The organism is Streptomyces sp. NPDC046866, from assembly GCF_040704625.1.
Taxonomy (GTDB): domain Bacteria; phylum Actinomycetota; class Actinomycetes; order Streptomycetales; family Streptomycetaceae; genus Streptomyces.
Map to the genome: position 1 here is coordinate 50,599 of NZ_JBEYXN010000023.1, position 16,919 is coordinate 67,517.

At 68.6% G+C, this 16,919-nt stretch carries 14 protein-coding genes, 1 pseudogene and 2 CRISPR repeat arrays; of the genes and pseudogenes, 8 read left to right on the forward strand and 7 right to left on the reverse strand.

The window, feature by feature from the left end:
- Positions 1 to 170: 170 nt before the first annotated feature.
- A complete protein-coding gene (locus AB0953_RS27735; protein ID WP_366862296.1) occupies positions 171 to 299 on the forward strand; it encodes a hypothetical protein in 129 nt (42 codons plus the stop codon).
- A 533-nt stretch (positions 300 to 832) separates the two neighbouring features.
- On the forward strand, positions 833 to 1,357 hold the full coding sequence (locus tag AB0953_RS27740) for a hypothetical protein (protein ID WP_366862297.1): 525 nt from the start codon (positions 833 to 835) through the stop codon (positions 1,355 to 1,357).
- A 3-nt stretch (positions 1,358 to 1,360) separates the two neighbouring features.
- Here AB0953_RS27740 and AB0953_RS27745 read toward each other — a convergent pair.
- Positions 1,361 to 2,574: pseudogene (locus AB0953_RS27745) on the reverse strand (IS110 family transposase).
- A gap of 329 nt (positions 2,575 to 2,903) precedes the next feature.
- Here AB0953_RS27745 and AB0953_RS27750 point away from each other — a divergent pair.
- A complete protein-coding gene (locus tag AB0953_RS27750) occupies positions 2,904 to 3,998 on the forward strand; it encodes a barstar family protein (protein ID WP_366862298.1) in 1,095 nt (364 codons plus the stop codon).
- A gap of 105 nt (positions 3,999 to 4,103) precedes the next feature.
- On the opposite strand, the gene AB0953_RS27755 is transcribed toward AB0953_RS27750, so the two are convergent.
- The 4 genes from AB0953_RS27755 to AB0953_RS27770 all read right to left on the reverse strand — a co-directional run bounded on the left by AB0953_RS27755 (position 4,104) and on the right by AB0953_RS27770 (position 6,070).
- On the reverse strand, positions 4,104 to 4,502 hold the full coding sequence (locus AB0953_RS27755) for a DUF5958 family protein (protein WP_366862299.1): 399 nt from the start codon (positions 4,500 to 4,502) through the stop codon (positions 4,104 to 4,106).
- A 45-nt stretch (positions 4,503 to 4,547) separates the two neighbouring features.
- Positions 4,548 to 5,000, reverse strand: coding sequence for a hypothetical protein (locus AB0953_RS27760; protein ID WP_366862300.1), 453 nt, complete (start codon positions 4,998 to 5,000; stop codon positions 4,548 to 4,550).
- A gap of 128 nt (positions 5,001 to 5,128) precedes the next feature.
- Positions 5,129 to 5,278 (reverse strand): hypothetical protein, encoded by a 150-nt coding sequence (locus AB0953_RS27765; RefSeq protein WP_366862301.1) that lies wholly within the window; start codon positions 5,276 to 5,278, stop codon positions 5,129 to 5,131.
- A gap of 588 nt (positions 5,279 to 5,866) precedes the next feature.
- On the reverse strand, positions 5,867 to 6,070 hold the full coding sequence (locus AB0953_RS27770) for a hypothetical protein (RefSeq protein ID WP_366862302.1): 204 nt from the start codon (positions 6,068 to 6,070) through the stop codon (positions 5,867 to 5,869).
- Positions 6,071 to 7,763: 1,693 nt separating this feature from the next.
- Between AB0953_RS27770 and AB0953_RS27775 the strand changes: the two genes are divergently transcribed.
- Both AB0953_RS27775 and AB0953_RS27780 read left to right on the forward strand, forming a co-directional pair.
- Positions 7,764 to 8,345, forward strand: a complete 582-nt coding sequence (locus AB0953_RS27775) for a hypothetical protein (RefSeq protein ID WP_366862303.1) — start codon at positions 7,764 to 7,766, stop codon at positions 8,343 to 8,345.
- 69 nt (positions 8,346 to 8,414) lie between these two features.
- Positions 8,415 to 8,819 (forward strand): hypothetical protein, encoded by a 405-nt coding sequence (locus AB0953_RS27780; RefSeq protein WP_366862304.1) that lies wholly within the window; start codon positions 8,415 to 8,417, stop codon positions 8,817 to 8,819.
- A gap of 883 nt (positions 8,820 to 9,702) precedes the next feature.
- A CRISPR array of direct repeats spans positions 9,703 to 10,840; the repeat unit is 29 nt; unit sequence CTGCTCCCCGCACCCGCGGGGATGACCCC.
- 299 nt (positions 10,841 to 11,139) lie between these two features.
- Here the strand turns inward: AB0953_RS27780 and AB0953_RS27785 are convergent.
- Positions 11,140 to 11,313 carry a hypothetical protein gene (locus tag AB0953_RS27785; RefSeq protein WP_366862305.1) on the reverse strand — a complete coding sequence of 58 codons (174 nt, stop codon included), beginning with the start codon at positions 11,311 to 11,313 and terminating at the stop codon, positions 11,140 to 11,142.
- 654 nt (positions 11,314 to 11,967) lie between these two features.
- On the opposite strand from AB0953_RS27785, the gene AB0953_RS27790 reads away from it, so the two are divergent.
- Positions 11,968 to 12,591: a hypothetical protein gene (locus AB0953_RS27790; RefSeq protein WP_366862306.1), complete on the forward strand. Its 624-nt coding sequence runs from the start codon at positions 11,968 to 11,970 to the stop codon at positions 12,589 to 12,591.
- 67 nt (positions 12,592 to 12,658) lie between these two features.
- Positions 12,659 to 13,847: direct repeats of the CRISPR family, unit length 29 nt; unit sequence CTGCTCCCCGCACCCGCGGGGATGACCCC.
- 251 nt (positions 13,848 to 14,098) lie between these two features.
- Here AB0953_RS27790 and AB0953_RS27795 read toward each other — a convergent pair.
- Positions 14,099 to 14,476 (reverse strand): hypothetical protein, encoded by a 378-nt coding sequence (locus tag AB0953_RS27795; protein ID WP_366862307.1) that lies wholly within the window; start codon positions 14,474 to 14,476, stop codon positions 14,099 to 14,101.
- Positions 14,477 to 14,810: 334 nt separating this feature from the next.
- On the opposite strand from AB0953_RS27795, the gene AB0953_RS27800 reads away from it, so the two are divergent.
- Both AB0953_RS27800 and AB0953_RS27805 read left to right on the forward strand, forming a co-directional pair.
- Positions 14,811 to 15,152, forward strand: coding sequence for a hypothetical protein (locus AB0953_RS27800; RefSeq protein ID WP_366862308.1), 342 nt, complete (start codon positions 14,811 to 14,813; stop codon positions 15,150 to 15,152).
- Positions 15,149 to 16,909: a mobilization protein gene (locus AB0953_RS27805; protein WP_366862309.1), complete on the forward strand. Its 1,761-nt coding sequence runs from the start codon at positions 15,149 to 15,151 to the stop codon at positions 16,907 to 16,909. Before AB0953_RS27800 ends, AB0953_RS27805 begins: the two co-directional genes overlap by 4 nt.
- The last annotated feature ends 10 nt before the right edge of the window (positions 16,910 to 16,919 follow it).

Below are 16,919 nucleotides of genomic sequence, written 5' to 3' on the forward strand. Positions count from 1 at the left end.
TGACCAAGCCGCGGAGCCGGGCCAGTACCACGTCGAATGGACGGTCGACGAGGACATCGTCTGGGGGCAGAATGCGAAACTCGGCTGCCGACTCCGGACCGGGAGCCCGACCTGGCGGGCACTGCGTTTTCCTGCGCGGACGGCTGAACCTCACCACGGACGGCGCTGCCGTGCTGGACTTCGATGACGCGCATATCCTGCTTGACCTTGCTGAACCGTTGCCCGACGGCGTTGCCGGCACTTGGGTCGAGCTCTTCATCGAGCGCGAGAAGATCGCTCTCTACCCGTATGGACTCTGACCAGGGTGCACACCCTGGTCCTCGTCCACTCCGGCATAAGCGGTGGGATGCCTGGCTGCGTGGGGGGAGGAGGGGAGCGTGAGGCGGGGACCGCCGATCGATGAAGCCGTGGGAGTGCTCGAGGGCGAACTCCGATCCCGGCCGCTTGCCGAGATGGTCACGGAAGACGTCTGGCTTGCCTTCCTCGGTTTCAGCCGACGGCAGTTCCGCGTCCCGTGCACACCCGACGGCGAAGGTCTCCTGTTCGCTCAGGCAACTACGGCGTGACATGCCCCTACGGGGCAGCACGACCCGCCTGCGCACTTGGACGGGACCTCGCGGCACCCGCAAACATACGTCGGCTGGCCCGGGCAGTGCCGTTTACGGGGCTCGGGGTCAGCTCTTTGGCTGCCCGCTCGCCCCCGGTCCGTACCTGGAGGACCTCGACCCCGTCCCTGCAGGGGAACGTCCCGATCCGAAGCCGTCCGGCAGTCGCATTGATGTGACTGATTCCCAATGATGGTTGTCAAGCAGCGAGCCGTAGGCTGCGGCCCATGGAATCGTTGATCGCTGCCATCCATGAGAAGGAAGAAGCTGCCCGTTTTCTCGCTTGGCCCGGTGACTTCGATCTGGACCGAGGCGATCATGTCGAGGAGGTGCACCTCGCCTCGGGCGCCGCGCTTGAGGGGTTCGCCGGCGACGGTGCTGGCGGCACGTACTTCTTCTGCGGTGAAGGCGGCGAGGAACGTCCCATCCTCTACGCCGACTCCGAAGGAGGTGCGGCGCTGATCGCCATCGGCCTGCACGAGCTGGTGCGGCTTCTGCTGGTCGTCCCGTGGTGGCGCGACTGCCAGGCGTTCACAGGCGAGGAGAGTCGCGAGCTTGAGGCCGAGTATCTGGAGGACATGCCGGACCTCGTGGCCCGGAGAAACCGTGCTGCCGCAGCCCTTGGCCTCGATCTTCCGGGCCAAGCCGAGGTCCTGGCTCGTTTGAGGGAGGTAGCCATTCGGCTGGGGGAAGACTTCGTTTTGATCTTCACGCCGGAGGGACACCGCTACGAGCCGCTCTTCACAGTCTGAGGCTCAGGCCGCGGTGAGACCCCGCAGGGGAGGCTGAGTCTCGAACGTTCGCTGATCGCGTATGAGGGCCCATAGGACGTCGAGGCGGCGGCGGGCGAGGGCGAGGATCGCCTGTTTGTGGCTCTTGCCCTCGGCCCGTTTGCGGTCGTAGAAGGCCTTCGAGGTGGGGCAGAAGCGGGCCGCGATCTGGGCGGAGAGGTAGAAGACGCGCAGGAGCCGGCGGTGGTAGCGGTGTGGCCGGCGCATGTTGCCGCTGATCCGGCCTGAGCGCCTGAGTCCCGTGGGACAGGTGCCAGACCGGCGACGCCGGCGAGTCGGCCCGCGGTCCCGAAGGCGTCCATGTCCCCGCCGGTGCAGGCGATGAACTCCGCCCCCAGCAACGGGCCCATGCCAGGCATGCTGAGGATCACCTCGGCATCCCGGTGCTCTCGGAAACGGGCCGCGATCCTTGCATCCACGGCGGTGATCTCTTCGTCCAGAGCCAGAACGGATCGGGCCAGGGTGTTCACCACGGCGGCGGCCGTGCTCTCCCCGGCCACGGCGGTGTGCTGGGCCTGCGCTGCAGCGACAGCCGCATCGGCCACCGCCTGGGCGCCACGCACTTTGCGGTTCATCAGCCAGCTCGCGAGCCGGCTCGGGCCGACCCGGCGCAGGCCAGCCGGGGTCTGGTAGCCGGTCAATAGGATCAGTGCGGCTTTGGACGCGGCGTAGTCGAAGGCTCGCTCCAGTGCCGGGAAGTACTCCAGCAGCTGGGCCCGCATCCGGTTGATGGCGCGAGTGCGGTCGGCGGCCAAGTCGTAGCGGCGGGCGGTCAGGATCTTCAGGTCCACCGCGATCTCGTCCGACTCCTGCAGAGGCTGCAGGTCCCGGCGCATCCGTGCCTGGTCGGCAATGACGTAGGCGTCCTTCGCGTCCATCTTACCGTCCCCGCGGTAGCCACGGGAAGCGTGGTGGACGGTTCGGCCAGGAATGTAGAGCAGCCGCTGACCATGGCTGGTCAGGAGGGCTATCAGCAGAGCACCCCCGCCAGCGTTCAGATCGATGGCCCAGGTCACAGGGCAGTCCTCAGCCAGTGCCAGCACATCGCCGATCAGCTCCAGGAGCTCGGCCTCATTGTTGGGAACCCGGCGCGAGAGCACCTTCGTCCCGTCCGCGTCGATCACCGTGCAGTGATGCGCGGCCTTGCCGGCATCCGTCCCCGCCCAAAGCTCGGGCACCCGAGCCTCCCTCGTCGATCGGTTGACTGGTCCCTGCAGACGACCACGCCGACGTGTCCTTACGAAGCGATCTCTGTTCGCTCATCCCAATGAGTGGCCGTGTCGTCGCGGGGCACTGGGCGGCCAATCAGTCAAAGCCACACCTACGGCATGAGCGCTCGTAGCCACACCCAGGCCCCTGGGTCTCCCGATCGTACGAAGGACCGGAATCAACCCGCCAACAAGGTAAGGAGCGTTTCAGTTGGCGCCATCCGCCAGACCGAGCGCTCAACCTTGAGTCGCTCTCACAGACCACGAAAAGAGCTTCACCCACGACACCTGGTCTGTGCATGATTCCCACCGTGCATGCAGACGGGTATCAACGCGGGCAGGGACGGTACTCGCTGACGGACGCAGGAAGCAGCCATGTCTGGGGCGTCTGCGACGAGGCGGAGGGGTTGTTCCGGGAACCCCTGCGCGGGACGTACGAACTGTTCGGCTGGGTTCCGGATGGAGCCGAGGTGCGCGGCTGGGTCGGCAGCCGGGTGTGGCTGGTGCCGGAGGACAGGACGCTCGATGCCTGGCTGCTGGAGGACGCGGAGAGCCTCGGACAGTACCCGGGAACGGACGGCCTCGTGCTCACCGGTCTGGACGACTACAAGGGCCCGCCCGAGGGACACCGGGCTCCTGTCCGATTGCACGACGGGTACCGGTGGCTGGGCTCGTGTAGGGAATTCGCCCGCGTCCTGCCGCACGAGCAAGTAGAACCTCCGCTCGTCCTGCGGGGGCTCGCCCCGAGTGATCGGCTACGGCGGGCACTGGCTACGGGCACCCGGCGCACGCTGGACCTGGAGGAGGTCTGGCTGGAGATACGGGACGACCGGGGCGAACCGCTCACCGACCGGCTGCTGCGACCCAAAGTCCGTACGTGGCAGCCGTCCTCCCGCGGGACGGACTTGATTGATCTGGAACTCGACGGATACCTCGCACCCGTACCGGGATATGCCCGGCCCGTCTGGGAGCGCTGGCTTGCCGGCCCGCCGGACGCCCCTGGCGCCTGGGCTGCGCTCGATACGCGCCAGCGTGGGGCCTGGCTCGATCTCGTCCGGGAGCGGGGCTGCCGGCTCAAGCACCAGGACCGGCAGGCCGGACACGCGTACGAGCTGGACGGCCAGCACATCACGGATGAACCGGGCCTCTACCTCGCACTCGGCGAGGCCGTCAACGGGCCGGGCGGCTACTTCGGTGGCTGCTTGGACGCCTTCGTGGACTGTCTGCGCGGCAACTTCGGTTACACCGCCCCCGCGACCTTGGTCTGGCGGGACGCTGCGACTGCGCGCGAGCACCTGTCCCGCGTCCTGGCGCCGGAGGGTGAGCAGTATGACCTGGTCGCCCTGGTGATCGAAGTCCTGACCGAGGGCGGGATGCATGTGACCTTCACGTGAATTGGCCGAGCTGCCGCAGTAGTGACTCAATGCTGCTGCCGGTCCGTCGGGCTACGCACGCGCCTGTTACGGGAGCCCGGCCGGACGCTGATGCCGACGGAGGGATCAGTCAGCGGCGGACAGCCTGTGCCACCAGTGACCGCACCCGTTCGAGCAGGAGCGTTCGCGGCGTCGTTCGTCGGCGATCGCGAGCATCGCGACCAGCAGTCGGAACGCCTTTCGGCGTTCGTCGCGGGGAGTGAGGGAGGCGATCTTCCCCAGTTGATCGTTGATCCGACCACGTGTGATCAGCACCGCTGGCGTGTGCGTCGGGCGCAGGCCGGCACGGCGGATGCCCTCCGGTCCGTCCTCGGCGACGGCGCGTGCCTGGACACAGTGGTGGCGCAGAAACAGCAGGGCCTCGGACTGCTCCTCTGGGCCGAGTGCGTCGAACCATTCGATGCCCTGCGACATCGGGCGAAGCCCCTGGGCAAGTTCGTTGAGTATGACGTCGCGTTTGGTCACGCCTGTCTCCCGTCCGGAAAGCGGTGCTTCGCCGTGGCGTCGATGTCAGTGGAACCAGGCAACGAGTCGCACATGGTCCGCTCCATGGACTTCGCTGAGTGTCCGCATCACGCTCCAGACCGGCCCCCAGTCGCTTCCGTCTCCGGCGACCGATTCTCGGCTTCGCGTGCCGGAACTGTCTGTTTCCTGCCAGTCGGTGGAGGCGAGCTCGGCCCACGTGATCCATGTCGTGCCGTGGGTGTCAGGAGATCCACCGCACGCGGCGTACTCGGTCTGGAGCCCCCCGGACGCGTCGCTCGGAAAGCCGCGGCTTTCGGCCAGAGGGCGGAATCCGAAGTCGTTCCGGATACCGAAGAGGCAGGCGAGGGCGTCGTAGGCGTTGCCGTTGTTGAGTAGAAAGAGGTCGATGGCGGCGTGCCACACGGAGTCCTCGTCGTCGGGGCCCCAGAAGCGGGCACCTGGCCGACACTCGATCATCCCGCTGACTTCGGTAGACATGCAGGCATGCTGCCCGCCCGACCCGTGAGTCGGCACCTGCTTTTCCTCCGACCCGGCTCACCAAGTGTGCGGGTGCCAACTGAAGCGCTCAGCGTGATGTGTCCTGGATGGGGCCGTGGGGTGCGGGGTTATCCGCCATCACGTGCGAGGGCCTCGCGGGCTGAGGCCCAGATGCGTTCGAACTCGGCCGCTGGGATTTCGGTGGCGGACCGGGTGTCCTGCCAGCCGTCCAGGCTGCCTTCGGCAAGGATGCCGTACTTGCGCTCGTAGTCGACCATCGCCGTCTGGTCACGCTGGTCGCGGATGTCCAGGACCTCGCTCAGGGCGGCTGCGGTGACGGGCTGCAGGGTGGGGCCTTGCAGGTCGACGTGACGCAGTGCCCAGCTTTCGTTGTCGAGTTCGAAGTAGGACCAGGTGTCGAGCTCGTCGTAGTAGGAGCGGATCCATCGGGTGGCGTTGATGTGGGGATTCCTTGGGGCCGGCGGGTTGGGGGACGACTGCGGTGGGGCCCAGAGGTGCTCCTGAGCGCGTGGCAGGGGGCGTCTGCACCTGGTTCCAGCTCAGCCGGGCCGACGCCCCCTGAGATCGGTGAAGTACCGGGAGGCTTCCCCGGGAGGCCGGCCGGGGGCGAGGAGCTCGTCGGCGTCTGCAGCAGGGGAAGGTTGGCGTGCGTGGCCGCGCACGGTGCAGGTCCTGCAACGTTCTCTTGCGCGGGCTCAGCCGCCGCCACTCGGCCAGACTCAGCCGCGGTGCCGGCACGAAGTGGTGCCGGGTGACGCGCCAGTGATCCCAGCCGGCCACCGTGTCCCGCATCGGCGGTGAACCCGGCAGGAGGAAAGGCACAGATCCGCCTTCCTCCGGGGCGGTCATGCGGGCTCCGGGGTGTCGGACTGGTTGTCGTCCTCGTCCGGTAGCAGGAACAAGTTGCGGGCCCGCAGGGCCTCACCCAGCAGGGGCGGCGGCGTCGGCGGTTGGGTAACGGCGGCTTTCCGGCGCCGCTGCCGGTCGTCGGTGATGGCGCGCTGGGTGGTGGCGGCCAGCTCGGCTGGCCGGGCCGGTGGGGGAAGCATAGTCAGCGGGGCTGGAGGCCGGTCGACTGCGGCAGCCCGGGCGTGCCAGTTCACGGGCCCGCTCGGCCTTCTGCTGCGCCGTCCAGCCGCCCGAAGGCACGCGGGGCGATGCTGTAGGGCGCGACGAGATCGTCCAGAGTGCAGCTGTGCGACCACACGGGCCGGGACCCGGCCTCCGATGCAGGGACCGATACCTCCATGCCCCCAGCACAGCCCGCCGCACCGGCCTCGCGTACCGGTTTCCGCGACCCCGCAGGTGAGAGGTCGGCCCGCTACCTTGCCCGCCAACTCAAGCGCACAGCCCCGCCAAGTCGACGGCTCACTCGCCAAGTGAAACGCTCAGTCTCATTGATCCAGTCGGGTGACTCCAGTCGGCTTTGAACACCTGCCAGACCCATCCCGAAGCCCTGTACGCCTCTCTGGCGCTTTGGCGGGTGTGAGATGACCACATCCCACCGGGAGTCTGGAGATCGGCCCTTCCAGGCGCCATTACGGGCGCCGGTTTTTGTCTGCTCTAGGCAATAAGCCCGGTTCTTCCGCCTACGCGTTTGGTCTGTCACCTCGTCAACCCGCGGACACAGTTGCTGGCCGGCATGGCCTGAGGTGCAGTCGAGAGGGAAGACGCGGAATCTCCTCCACAGCCGGGTCGTGCCCCGCGTTTGCACATTGGTCCAAGGGGTTCTTGCCGTTTGAGCAACGCGCCATCGCGCAGGGTCGGTAGCTCCTCAGCCCTGGCGGGCTTGCGGTGCCCCGCCGGGGTGGCAGGGCACCGTTGGCGACTGCGGGTTGTACTCGCTTTGAAGAGTGGAAGCGTGGCTGGTGTGAGTGGGTGGTGCAGGTGGCCACTGACCCTGGTCATGCCATCGGACCCACCGTCGGGGCTCACTTTCGGTGGTGCGGGCACAAGACCCTGAGGCGGCGGGCGGCGAAGGTGACGTAGCAACAGGCCCCTCGGCCTCAGGTCCCCAGTGAGCAGAGGAAGGGGACATGCCGACAGCCGGTTCACCGTGGTGAGGGTGTGTCGGCTGATGTGGCGGGGGTTGGGATCCGGGCACCGACTAGGTGGCAAGGCGGCGGGAGTCGTTGCTGGAGCGTTGGGCCTCCTCCCGTCGGTCAGGTTGCTCTTTAATAAGAGGACGGCGCCGCTACAGGCCTGCGACCTGCGTGTTTGCGAGAGGGGATGTGTCCCCCAGGACACATTTGGGCCTCTGAAATGTGTACCTGGAGAGCACATTTCGCCGAAAAATCAAGCAGGCGTTGACTTTTTTCGCGAGCTAGGCGGCTTCAGGTTGTCGCAGGTCAGCGAGTTGGGCAGGTCGGGCGCCAAGGCGGGGTGGACGTCCTGAACCCCCTTGAGATGTGCCGCCATCACGACAACCGAACTCAAGCACCCGTGTACTTTCGGCTCCTGTCGGCCAGATAACTTCATGTGGTGTGTACTTTTGAGGCGCCGGTCGAACGGGCCGCGGCTCCTGAGCACCTTTCGGCGCGCCGCCGCGTCAAAAGACAAGCACACGTTGATTTTTTGGATAGTCTCGGACCGCCTGAGTAACAAGGAGGTCCTGTGACATCTGATCCGCCCGCTCGTCGTCGACAGCGCGGGCCCCGGCCTATCCCCGCTCCTACCGCTGCGGGGGACGAAGCCGCGTACGGAGACATCCTGGCCGTCCTCGGCCAGCAGCTCGGAGAGACAGTGGCGCAGGCCACCGACCCCGGGGGCCGTCGTCGGCTCAAGGGGGTCCACTTCGAGTACGCAGCCGACCCCAAGGCCGTCCACGACATGGCCGGAGGCGCCGGCTACAGCTTGGCCAGCAACTGGTTCACGCAGCTCCTCGCACAGCTGGCCGTTGCGAACAGCATCACCAAGTCCCAGCTGTGCGTGTTCCTGTTCGTGGCCGGAGGACAGGTGCCGGGGACCGGCATCACCCAGTACACGCAGCAGGAGATCACCGACGGGCTGAACAAGATTGCCGCACAGAAGGGCGGCAAGATGATCACCCGCTCCACGGTCAACCGGGCTGTGCAGGCGCTGTGCGGTTACAACTGGGTGGAGAAGGCCGGCAACGGCCGGATCCAGATCAACGTGCGCCTGTGGTTCCACGGCAACAGCACGGCCCAGCACGAGGTGCTCGCCGAGATCGCCGACCGGCACGACCACGACACCTCGGCGTTCCCGTACGCGGTAGGGCCGGAAGGCGCCCATCAGGAGGAGCTGGACCTCGGTTTCGGCTTCGAGGTGGAAGAGACGTATCGCGGAAGGAGGCGTACCGGGTGATAGTGCTGCCAGGCCCCTGCGCGGGCGCCCGCCCACGTTCACGAGGAAGGCTGTCCCTTGGCTAACGTCATGTCTCCGATCGTCGCGGAGCGCATCTGGGCCCTGCCGCTGTCGGGGTCCGCCGTGAAGTTCCTCCAGTACCTGGTCGCCCGCAGCGACTTCGGGGGAGTGCTGCCCGTCCGCCAGAAGGACATGGCAGCCGAGTACGGGGTCACGCCGCAGGCCGTCAGCGGGCTCATGGCGCCGCTGTGCGACCTGAATATCGTGCTCCGGCCGCGCAGCGAAGAACGCAACGGCAACTCGTACCGGCTCCACCCGCTGGCGGCCAAGTACGAGACCCCGGAGGCCATGGAAGCGGCATTCCGGGCGGCCCTCGTGCGTATCCAGGCGGGAGAGCTGCCGAACCTGAAGCTGCCGACGTACCACCAGGCGCCGCCGGCCCCGACGGGGCGGCCGAAGCTGCAGGTCGCCTGACCGCGGCGGGACCGCACATGACAGAAGGCCCTCCACCATGGGTGGAGGGCCTTCCGCGCCTGAGTAACTTGATGGTCTCCACTATATCGCTCACGCCGCGGGTCGGGGAGTTGGATTGGGCGGTGTGACCGTGTCCGCTCTCTCCGGAGGTACGAGGGCGGCTGGCGGGTGGCCCTCCCCTTGAGCAGGTCGCTGCGGTGGCGGGTTCGTGGGATGCCGATCGGTTCGGCCGGGTGCTCGCGTGCCAGGGCGGCCGGGCTATAGAGGAGGCCGGCATCGACGCTGCGTGGGGCGGCGTTCGTTGCGGGCGAGGTCAATGACGCGGTCCCGCGCGGCGGGTGTCGGCAGCGGCTTCGGGAAGCATGCCGATGGCCTGCCAGACGTCGACTCGAGGCGCCTCGGGCGGGCAGCTGCCGCAAGCCAGTGCGGATTGGGCTGACGGAGGGCTTACCTGCTGGCTGGCAGCAACGTACGGGGTCCGGGAACGGCACTACCCCGTGCTGGCAAGTGCCGCGCGGAGCACCGCACAGGACGGTCAGTCGGAGAGCACTCGCCGCACTTCTCCTGCTTCTACCCTTCCTCCTCGGACAGCCCGCGAACCCTGACACGTAACGCTATGCCAGTTGAACACTCCACACCCCGATGAGCACAAGGAGCAACCCGGCGAAGCTTCCCGGTCACAGCACTCGCTGGCCCCCGGCGGGGACCTCGCCCGACGTTGTGGCGGGGTGCCGTTCGCTGGTTCGACGAGTCGGGCGACTCTTCCAGACCAGCCTTCGTAGGCATTACTGGGCATGGTCTGGTTCTTTTAGGCGCTTTGCCGGATTCTGTGGAAGTGGTGAAAAGCTGGCTTCGGTCGAGCTAAAGTCGCAGCTCACGAAGTCTGCTCCCCGCACCCGCGGGGATGACCCCCCGGGCTACTGGCGCCAGAAGGTGACCGCTGGCGAGGTGCTGCTCCCCGCACCCGCGGGGATGACCCCGACGCGGTCCGCGGACTGATTCAGCAGCAGCTCTGCTCCCCGCACCCGCGGGGATGACCCTAAGGTCCTTCGCGAGATGGCCCAGGCTCTGCGCTGCTCCCCGCACCCGCGGGGATGACCCCCCGGCTGCCATCGACATCCCCGACACGGTCGGCTGCTCCCCGCACCCGCGGGGATGACCCCGTCAGCAGGCTCGCCGTGAGGCGCTGACCAGCCTGCTCCCCGCACCCGCGGGGATGACCCCCGGGCCCGCGGGGGTCGGTCTTCCAGTCGGACCTGCTCCCCGCACCCGCGGGGATGACCCCTGCATGTCCCTCTGCGTGAACTTGCGGTCGACCCTGCTCCCCGCACCCGCGGGGATGACCCCAACGGCAAGGAGATCTCCTTCTCCGGACTGCACTGCTCCCCGCACCCGCGGGGATGACCCCAGGCCGGATGCTTTAAGTGTGCTCTTGCAGCTCTGCTCCCCGCACCCGCGGGGATGACCCCGGGTCGGTGACCATCGCGGAGAACCGGATTCAGCTGCTCCCCGCACCCGCGGGGATGACCTCGCCGTCGAGCAGGCACAGGACGAGACCAAGCACTGCTCCCCGCACCCGCGGGGGTGACCCCATGTCGCCGATGGTGACCTCGCCCGAGGAGCTCTGCTCCCCGCACCCGCGGGGATGACCCCAGCTCAAGCACCACCTGATGCAGGCCCAGGCCCTGCTCCCCGCACCCCGCGGGGATGACCCCTGCGTCGGCCGGATGGCCGGCTGGTCATCAGATCTGCTCCCCGCACCCGCGGGGATGACCCCGACGCCGTGTCGAGCGGTGACCCCGGCCTGGGCTGCTCCCCGCACCCGCGGGGATGACCCCTGCGCGAACTGCCCCGATTGGGCCATCCGCTGCTGCTCCCCGCACCCGCGGGGATGACCCCGACAGGCCCTCGACCACTACGAGCGGATCCAGCTGCTCCCTGCACCCGCGGGGATGACCCCCTGGATCACATGCCCGCCACCTGACGGGCGCTCTGCTCCCCGCACCCGCGGGGATGACCCCGTGACCTGTTCGCCGAGCCGCCGACGCACGGCTCGCGGAGGGCGGCATCACGGCGGCGACGTACAGGGCGCGTCGGCGCGGGATGGGAGGGACGTACATCCATCCGCCGCCCGGCAGGTCAATGCGACGGATACCGCCGTCGGCGGCCCGCGGCCCATGTTGGTGGGATTCGACGCCCATGGCGGCGAGCTCAAGCGGGTCCGCCAGCACCTGCTCGGCCTCGGCGATCACCGACACCAGCAGACCCGTGACGACGTGTGCCTCGTCGGGTTCGTACTCCCAGGTCCAGTCGAGGTCACTCATCGGCCGTCGCCCTGCCGGGTGAACCCGGCTTCGGCGTGGACCTCGAGGAGGATCGGCCGGAACTGCGTAAGGACGGCTGGGAGGGCTGCGTCGTCGGCGCTCTGCGCGCGGCGCTCCAGCTCCCGCAGAGCGGGCCAGCCGCCCGGGGTGCGGGCGTGCGCGACCTCCACGGCCCAGTGCGAGACGAGGCGGTGGAGCGGGGCGGGGACACCTCGGCCCGGGCCTGGGCAACCGCCTCGGCGCGCTCCGCGTCGAAATCGGGCAGGCGGGAGGGCGAGAGGCGGGCGAAGGCGGCCCGCAGGTCTTCGGGCGTGGCGGCAGGCTGGGGAACTGATTCGGGGCCGGGAGGCGGGTCCGGCCGAGGTGCCGTGGTCATGCCGCTGCCTTCTGTTCGGGCTCGGTGCGGATGGCGCCCGAGGAGCCGACCAGGGTGATCCTGCCGTTCGGCGTAGCCCTCGAGGAGGGCTTCACACAGGGGCGAGATGTCAAGGGCGACGGCAGCGCCCGCCACTACAGCCAGTACCGGCCCGGCCGCCTGCGTCCGGGCGAGGCCGGCGCGCTCCAGGGCGCGGCTCCAGGCGGTAGCCGGGGATCTCGACGTTGGCGCGGCAGGCACCGCTGGGGCCTCTTGGATGGGATCGACGCTGATCGACCCTGTTGCGAACCCCGCGAGAAGATGTTGGATGGCACGGGTAGTGGCCAGTCCATCGTGCGGTCAACCACCGCGGCGCACTGGGCAGTCGCCCGACGTTCTGCTGTCGAAGAGAAGTAAGCCATCGCTTGCTCGCTGGCTTGTCGGGATCGGTGTCGTTCATGATTGGGCGGTGAACCCCCGTGACCTCGACCTCGTCATTGCAGCCGCCCATGCGGTCGGCCCCTGCCCGCCGGGTGAAGAAGCCGAATGGACGGACAGCGTACGAGAACGCGCCGTCAGCCTCTATGTCCTGGGGGACACGGTGGGGCAGGACATCGCCCGGCTCGATGCCGCGAAGCAGTTCACAGCCACGCTGCTGGATGTACGGGTGGAGGCCTCCAGCACCCGCGGTGTCCTGGTTCTGCGCAACACTTCCGGGGAGCTGGAGCAGCCGATCCGGACCGATCGGGGCGACTCGAAGGCCGGAAGGGTGATGATCGAGCGCGCCCGTGCCCTGATCGGCCACCGTGTCCGTGTCTATCGCCTCAACGAGCGGATGGCGTCCAACCCGAAGCTCGAGGTGCGCATCGTCGTGCACCTCGCCGACTTCGGCCTCGACACCGACCCGATCCACGAGAACAGTGCGAAGCAGAACGTCCTCGCAGCCGCCGAAGGCGACACGGCTGCCGCACAGCAGGCATGGTCGGCCGCCGGCCTTCCCGAGTCTGGCGCCGTTTCCGTGCGACAACTGGCCGATGCCTTGGCCCGCCTCCCGCACCCCGACGGTGGACCCGATTCACAGCGATTCGTCTGAAAAGACGGTTTCGATGAAAGTGCTCGAGAACGCCTTCTTCTTTGCCTAAAGTGGCAGGCCAGCAAGCCTGCTCCCCGCACCCGCGGGGATGACCCCATCGGCGACATCACCACCGCCGACTGGACGGGCTGCTCCCCGCACCCGCGGGGATGACCCCGCGCTCGACGTGTACATCAACGACGTCTTGACCTGCTCCCCGCACCCGCGGGGATGACCCCGACCGGACACCCTGCCGGGGAAGGGCCTGCTGCTGCTCCCCGCACCCGCGGGGATGACCCCTACATGGTCGCCTCCATGGGAGTGCGCGACGTCTGCTCCCCGCACCCGCGGGGATGACCCCAGCTTCCTTGAGCTGCCGGGAATCAAGCAGGGACTGCTCCCCGCACCCGCGGGGATGACCCCTACTTCAGGCAGGGCCACGACAAGAAGGCCGACTGCTCCCCGCACCCGCGGGGATGACCCCGGCCGCGAGCGGATCACCGGCGGAACCGCCTGCTGCTCCCCGCACCCGCGGGGATGACCCCGCCCTGATCTCGCTGATCATCATGAAGCCTGTGCTGCTCCCCGCACCCGCGGGGATGACCCCTGGTGGAGGTGAGCAGAGCGCCGGCGGGGTCGCTGCTCCCCGCACCCGCGGGGATGACCCCGCCGAGCGCTTCGTCCTCGGCACCGCCATGAACTGCTCCCCGCACCCGCGGGGATGACCCCCGGTCGGTGATCCGCCGGGTCGGGCTCGTCGCGCTGCTCCCCGCACCCGCGGGGATGACCCCTTGAAGGGGAAGGTCACCAGGACGAGTCGGCGCTGCTCCCCACACCCGCGGGGATGACCCCCGGAGGAACGCCCAGACCGTATGACCGCGGGGCTGCTCCCCGCACCCGCGGGGATGACCCCTTGAAGGGGAAGGTCACCAGGACGAGTCGGCGCTGCTCCCCGCACCCGCGGGGATGACCCCCGGAGGAACGCCCAGACCGTATGACCGCGGGGCTGCTCCCCGCACCCGCGGGGATGACCCCCGCCCGGAGTTTCAGCTCGGCCCAGCGGGGCGCTGCTCCCCGCACCCGCGGGGATGACCCCGAGCTGTTCGCGGCGTCGGTGGCCGCCGCATACTGCTCCCCGCACCCGCGGGGATGACCCCGGGCGCCGCGCGGGCAGGCCCGGCACGGCGATCTGCTCCCCGCACCCGCGGGGATGACCCCGTCAGGTGAGACTCCCCACTGGGGCATCTCCTGCTCCCGGCACCGGCGGGGATGACCTCTCGGAGCTGGCGAGCCCCGGCGGCTTGGCCCTGCTCCCCGCCCCGATCGCCGTACCGGGTGTGAGCCAGCGGCACTTCTGCGCGGTGGTGCAGAGCGAGGGTGGGGAGAGAGGAGTGTTCATCAGTACCCATTCGAGTGCCGTTGGACGTGGTGGGTACGCTGCCGGGCCGCTATCCGCAGTCGCCGAGGATGACCCCGGAGCCGGCCACTGAGTACACGGCGTACAGCTGGATGAGTGCCATCGGGATCATCAGCGGGACTGGCTTCCGGTGGCCACGGGGGCCGGGCTCCCTGAGGCGCCCTGAGCTGGAACTGTCGCCGTCGGCGAAGGGGTCTCCAGCGTCGAAGGCGCCGCCTCTGCAGTAGCCTTCCTCACTGCTGCGCGCCGAGTGCGCGGCCTTCCCTTCGGGCGCTTCGCCGGCTCTTCGGCGCCGATTGCTGTCAGCTCGTCCGTGCTCCAGCCCGCCGCTTCGGCGTCGGCGTAGGCCTTGCCGTACGGCTCGTCCAGGTCGGCGAGCTGTTGCAGCAGATCGGCACGCTTCCCCTGGATCTCGGCCAGCGGCTCGATGGCCGCAGCGCGGGCTGCCTGGATCTCTTCCATCCGTCGCAGGATCTCGTGTGCAGACATGGGCGCATGGTACTTGGCGGGGGCGCGTTGGGACCGTTGGGAAGTAGTAATTAGCGCTCATCGCAGCAGGTTTGACTTTTATTCAGATGCTGACTTGATGGGGAGTGCTCTTCTTGACCGTCGTAGCAAGGTAGTGCTTACTGGGCCCAGTAAGCGGCGTTCTCGGCTGCTCCTCCATTAGATGGGGAGGGCGGTGATCAAGGGTTCGAGCGCAGACCAGAGGAGACCGGAGGGGGCTGTCGTGCCAGAGCCACTAGCGGATGAGAGGCGGCGACGCCCCACTGTGCGGAGGCGTGAACGGGAGGCCGGCGGCAGCCGCGATACCCGCATCAAGGTGTCGTACAACGATGATGAGCATGCGATCGTCAAGGCGGCTGCTGAGCGTGAAGGTCAGGCGATGGCGTCCTGGGTCGGACGTGTCGCGCTGGATGTCGCCGTGGAGCGGGTCGTGCCCACGCCGATCGGTGCCAAGGCGGTGGTCAGGGAGGTGATCGAGGCGCGGAGGGAGCTCAAGAGGGTCGGGGTCAGCTATAGCCGGATCGCGGAGGTGGTGAACGGCGACGGCGTTGTGGCCGACCCGCAGATGCTCGCGGTCCATCAAGCTCTTCTGGCCGCCATCCGGCGTATGGACGAGGCCACGCTCCAGCTGATGCGGGAGAGGAAGGAGCGGGGGTGATTCCGGAGAAGCTCGACGAGGGGAACGACACCTACGGGCTTCTGCATTACCTCTACGGGCCGGGGCGGCGTGATGAGCATGTGGATCCGCACATGGTGGCTGCCTGGGATGCGTACGTAGACGACCCGGCCCGCTCGCCGGGCATGTCGATCTCGGATCTCGCGCTGATTCTCGATGCGCCGGTCTTCGCGATGCGCGGGACGAAGCCGAGGCTGCACGTGTACCACGTGGCCGTGCGCAATGCTCCCGAGGACCGCATCCTCAGCGACGGGGAATGGGCCGAGGTGGCACGCGGGATGATGCACGCCGCGGGCATCGCCGAACACGGTGATGATGAGGCATGCCGCTGGGCTGCCGTCCGGCATGCCGACGACCACATCCACATCGTTGCCACCAAGGTACGCGAGGACGGTCGTCAGCCGAACCTGCGCCAGGACATCGTGCGGATGCAGGCCGCCGCTCGCTCCTTCGAGGAGAATTTCGGACTACGCCGCCTCGAGCATGGCGACAAGACCGCAGCGTGCTGGCAGACGTCCGGCGAGCAGGAGAAGGCGGAGCGCCGTGGCCTGAGCGAAGCGCCTCGCGCGACCCTGCAACGAACCGTGCGCGAGGCAGCAGCGGCGTCGATCAGCGACGGCGACTTCTTTGCGAAGTTGACCGCGTCCGGACTCCGGGTGAAGCAGAGGATCGCACCGGACGGCACGCTCGCCGGCTACTCGGTCGCGTTGCCGGGTGACCGCAATCGGGAACAGAGCCCTATCTGGTACGCCGGCACCCGGCTGGCACCAGACTTGTCGCTGCCCCGGGTGCGTGAGCGTTATGGCACACCGGTTCCGGAGGCGCGTGTTTCGCCGGCGGAGATGTGGCGGGTTGCCGAGGAGAAGGTACGTGCCGCGGCCGACCGGCTTGGTGCCGATGGCCTGCACCAGGGAGCGGGAGATGTGGCCGCACTCGGTGACCTGATCGTGGTCGCCGCTGCCTCCTCGCCGCGCTTGGTGCGCGACCAGTTGAGGCAGGCTGCCCACGAGTTTGAGCGAGCGTCTCGGGCGCCCGGCGCCCGAGCTCTGCAGGGCCAGGCACGGGCCCTGTTCCGCGAGTCGGCACAGGTGCTGTCGCAGTCGGTGTCTGCGGTGGGCCGCGCTGACACGGCGGCTGCGCTGGGATTCCTGCTGGCTTTGGTGCAGGCCGTGGAAGCTGCCCGGCGCTGGCATGCAGCGCAGGAGTACCGAGCCCAGGCGCAGGCTTCCGGACGAGCCGGGCGCTTGCTGCTCGAGGCGGTCGAGGTCACCGCTGGCGCGCATGTGGCGCGCGAGTACCGGCCCCGGCCCGCGCGCGTCACGGCACAGGGTGAGCGGATGGCTGCCGGGCGGGGCGAGCGGTCGATGGCGGGTGTGGTCCGGGCGGCGCTTCCCGAGCATGCGCGAGGTGTTCTTTCGGACGCGGCCTGGCCCGCGCTGCGGTTGCGTCTGGCGGAAATTGAGCGGGCGGGAGAAGACCCCGCAGATGTGCTGGCAGCGGTGGCGGCTCGAAGGGAGTTGTTCTCAGCCCAGTCCATCGCCGAGGTGCTTACATGGCGACTGGACGGATGGCGGAAGTATCGCGGCACGTCGTCGGATGTGTCCGGCAAGAGTCCGTTGCCGAGAGCCGCGGGTGGTACGGGGCGTAGCGCCGCACCGGCCCGCGGGACGGGGGCGGCCGCGTCGAGGCGTAGGCCGCCCGGCGAGGATCAGCACAAGGGCCGGAGGCGGGCCCGCTAGCGAGGGGAGT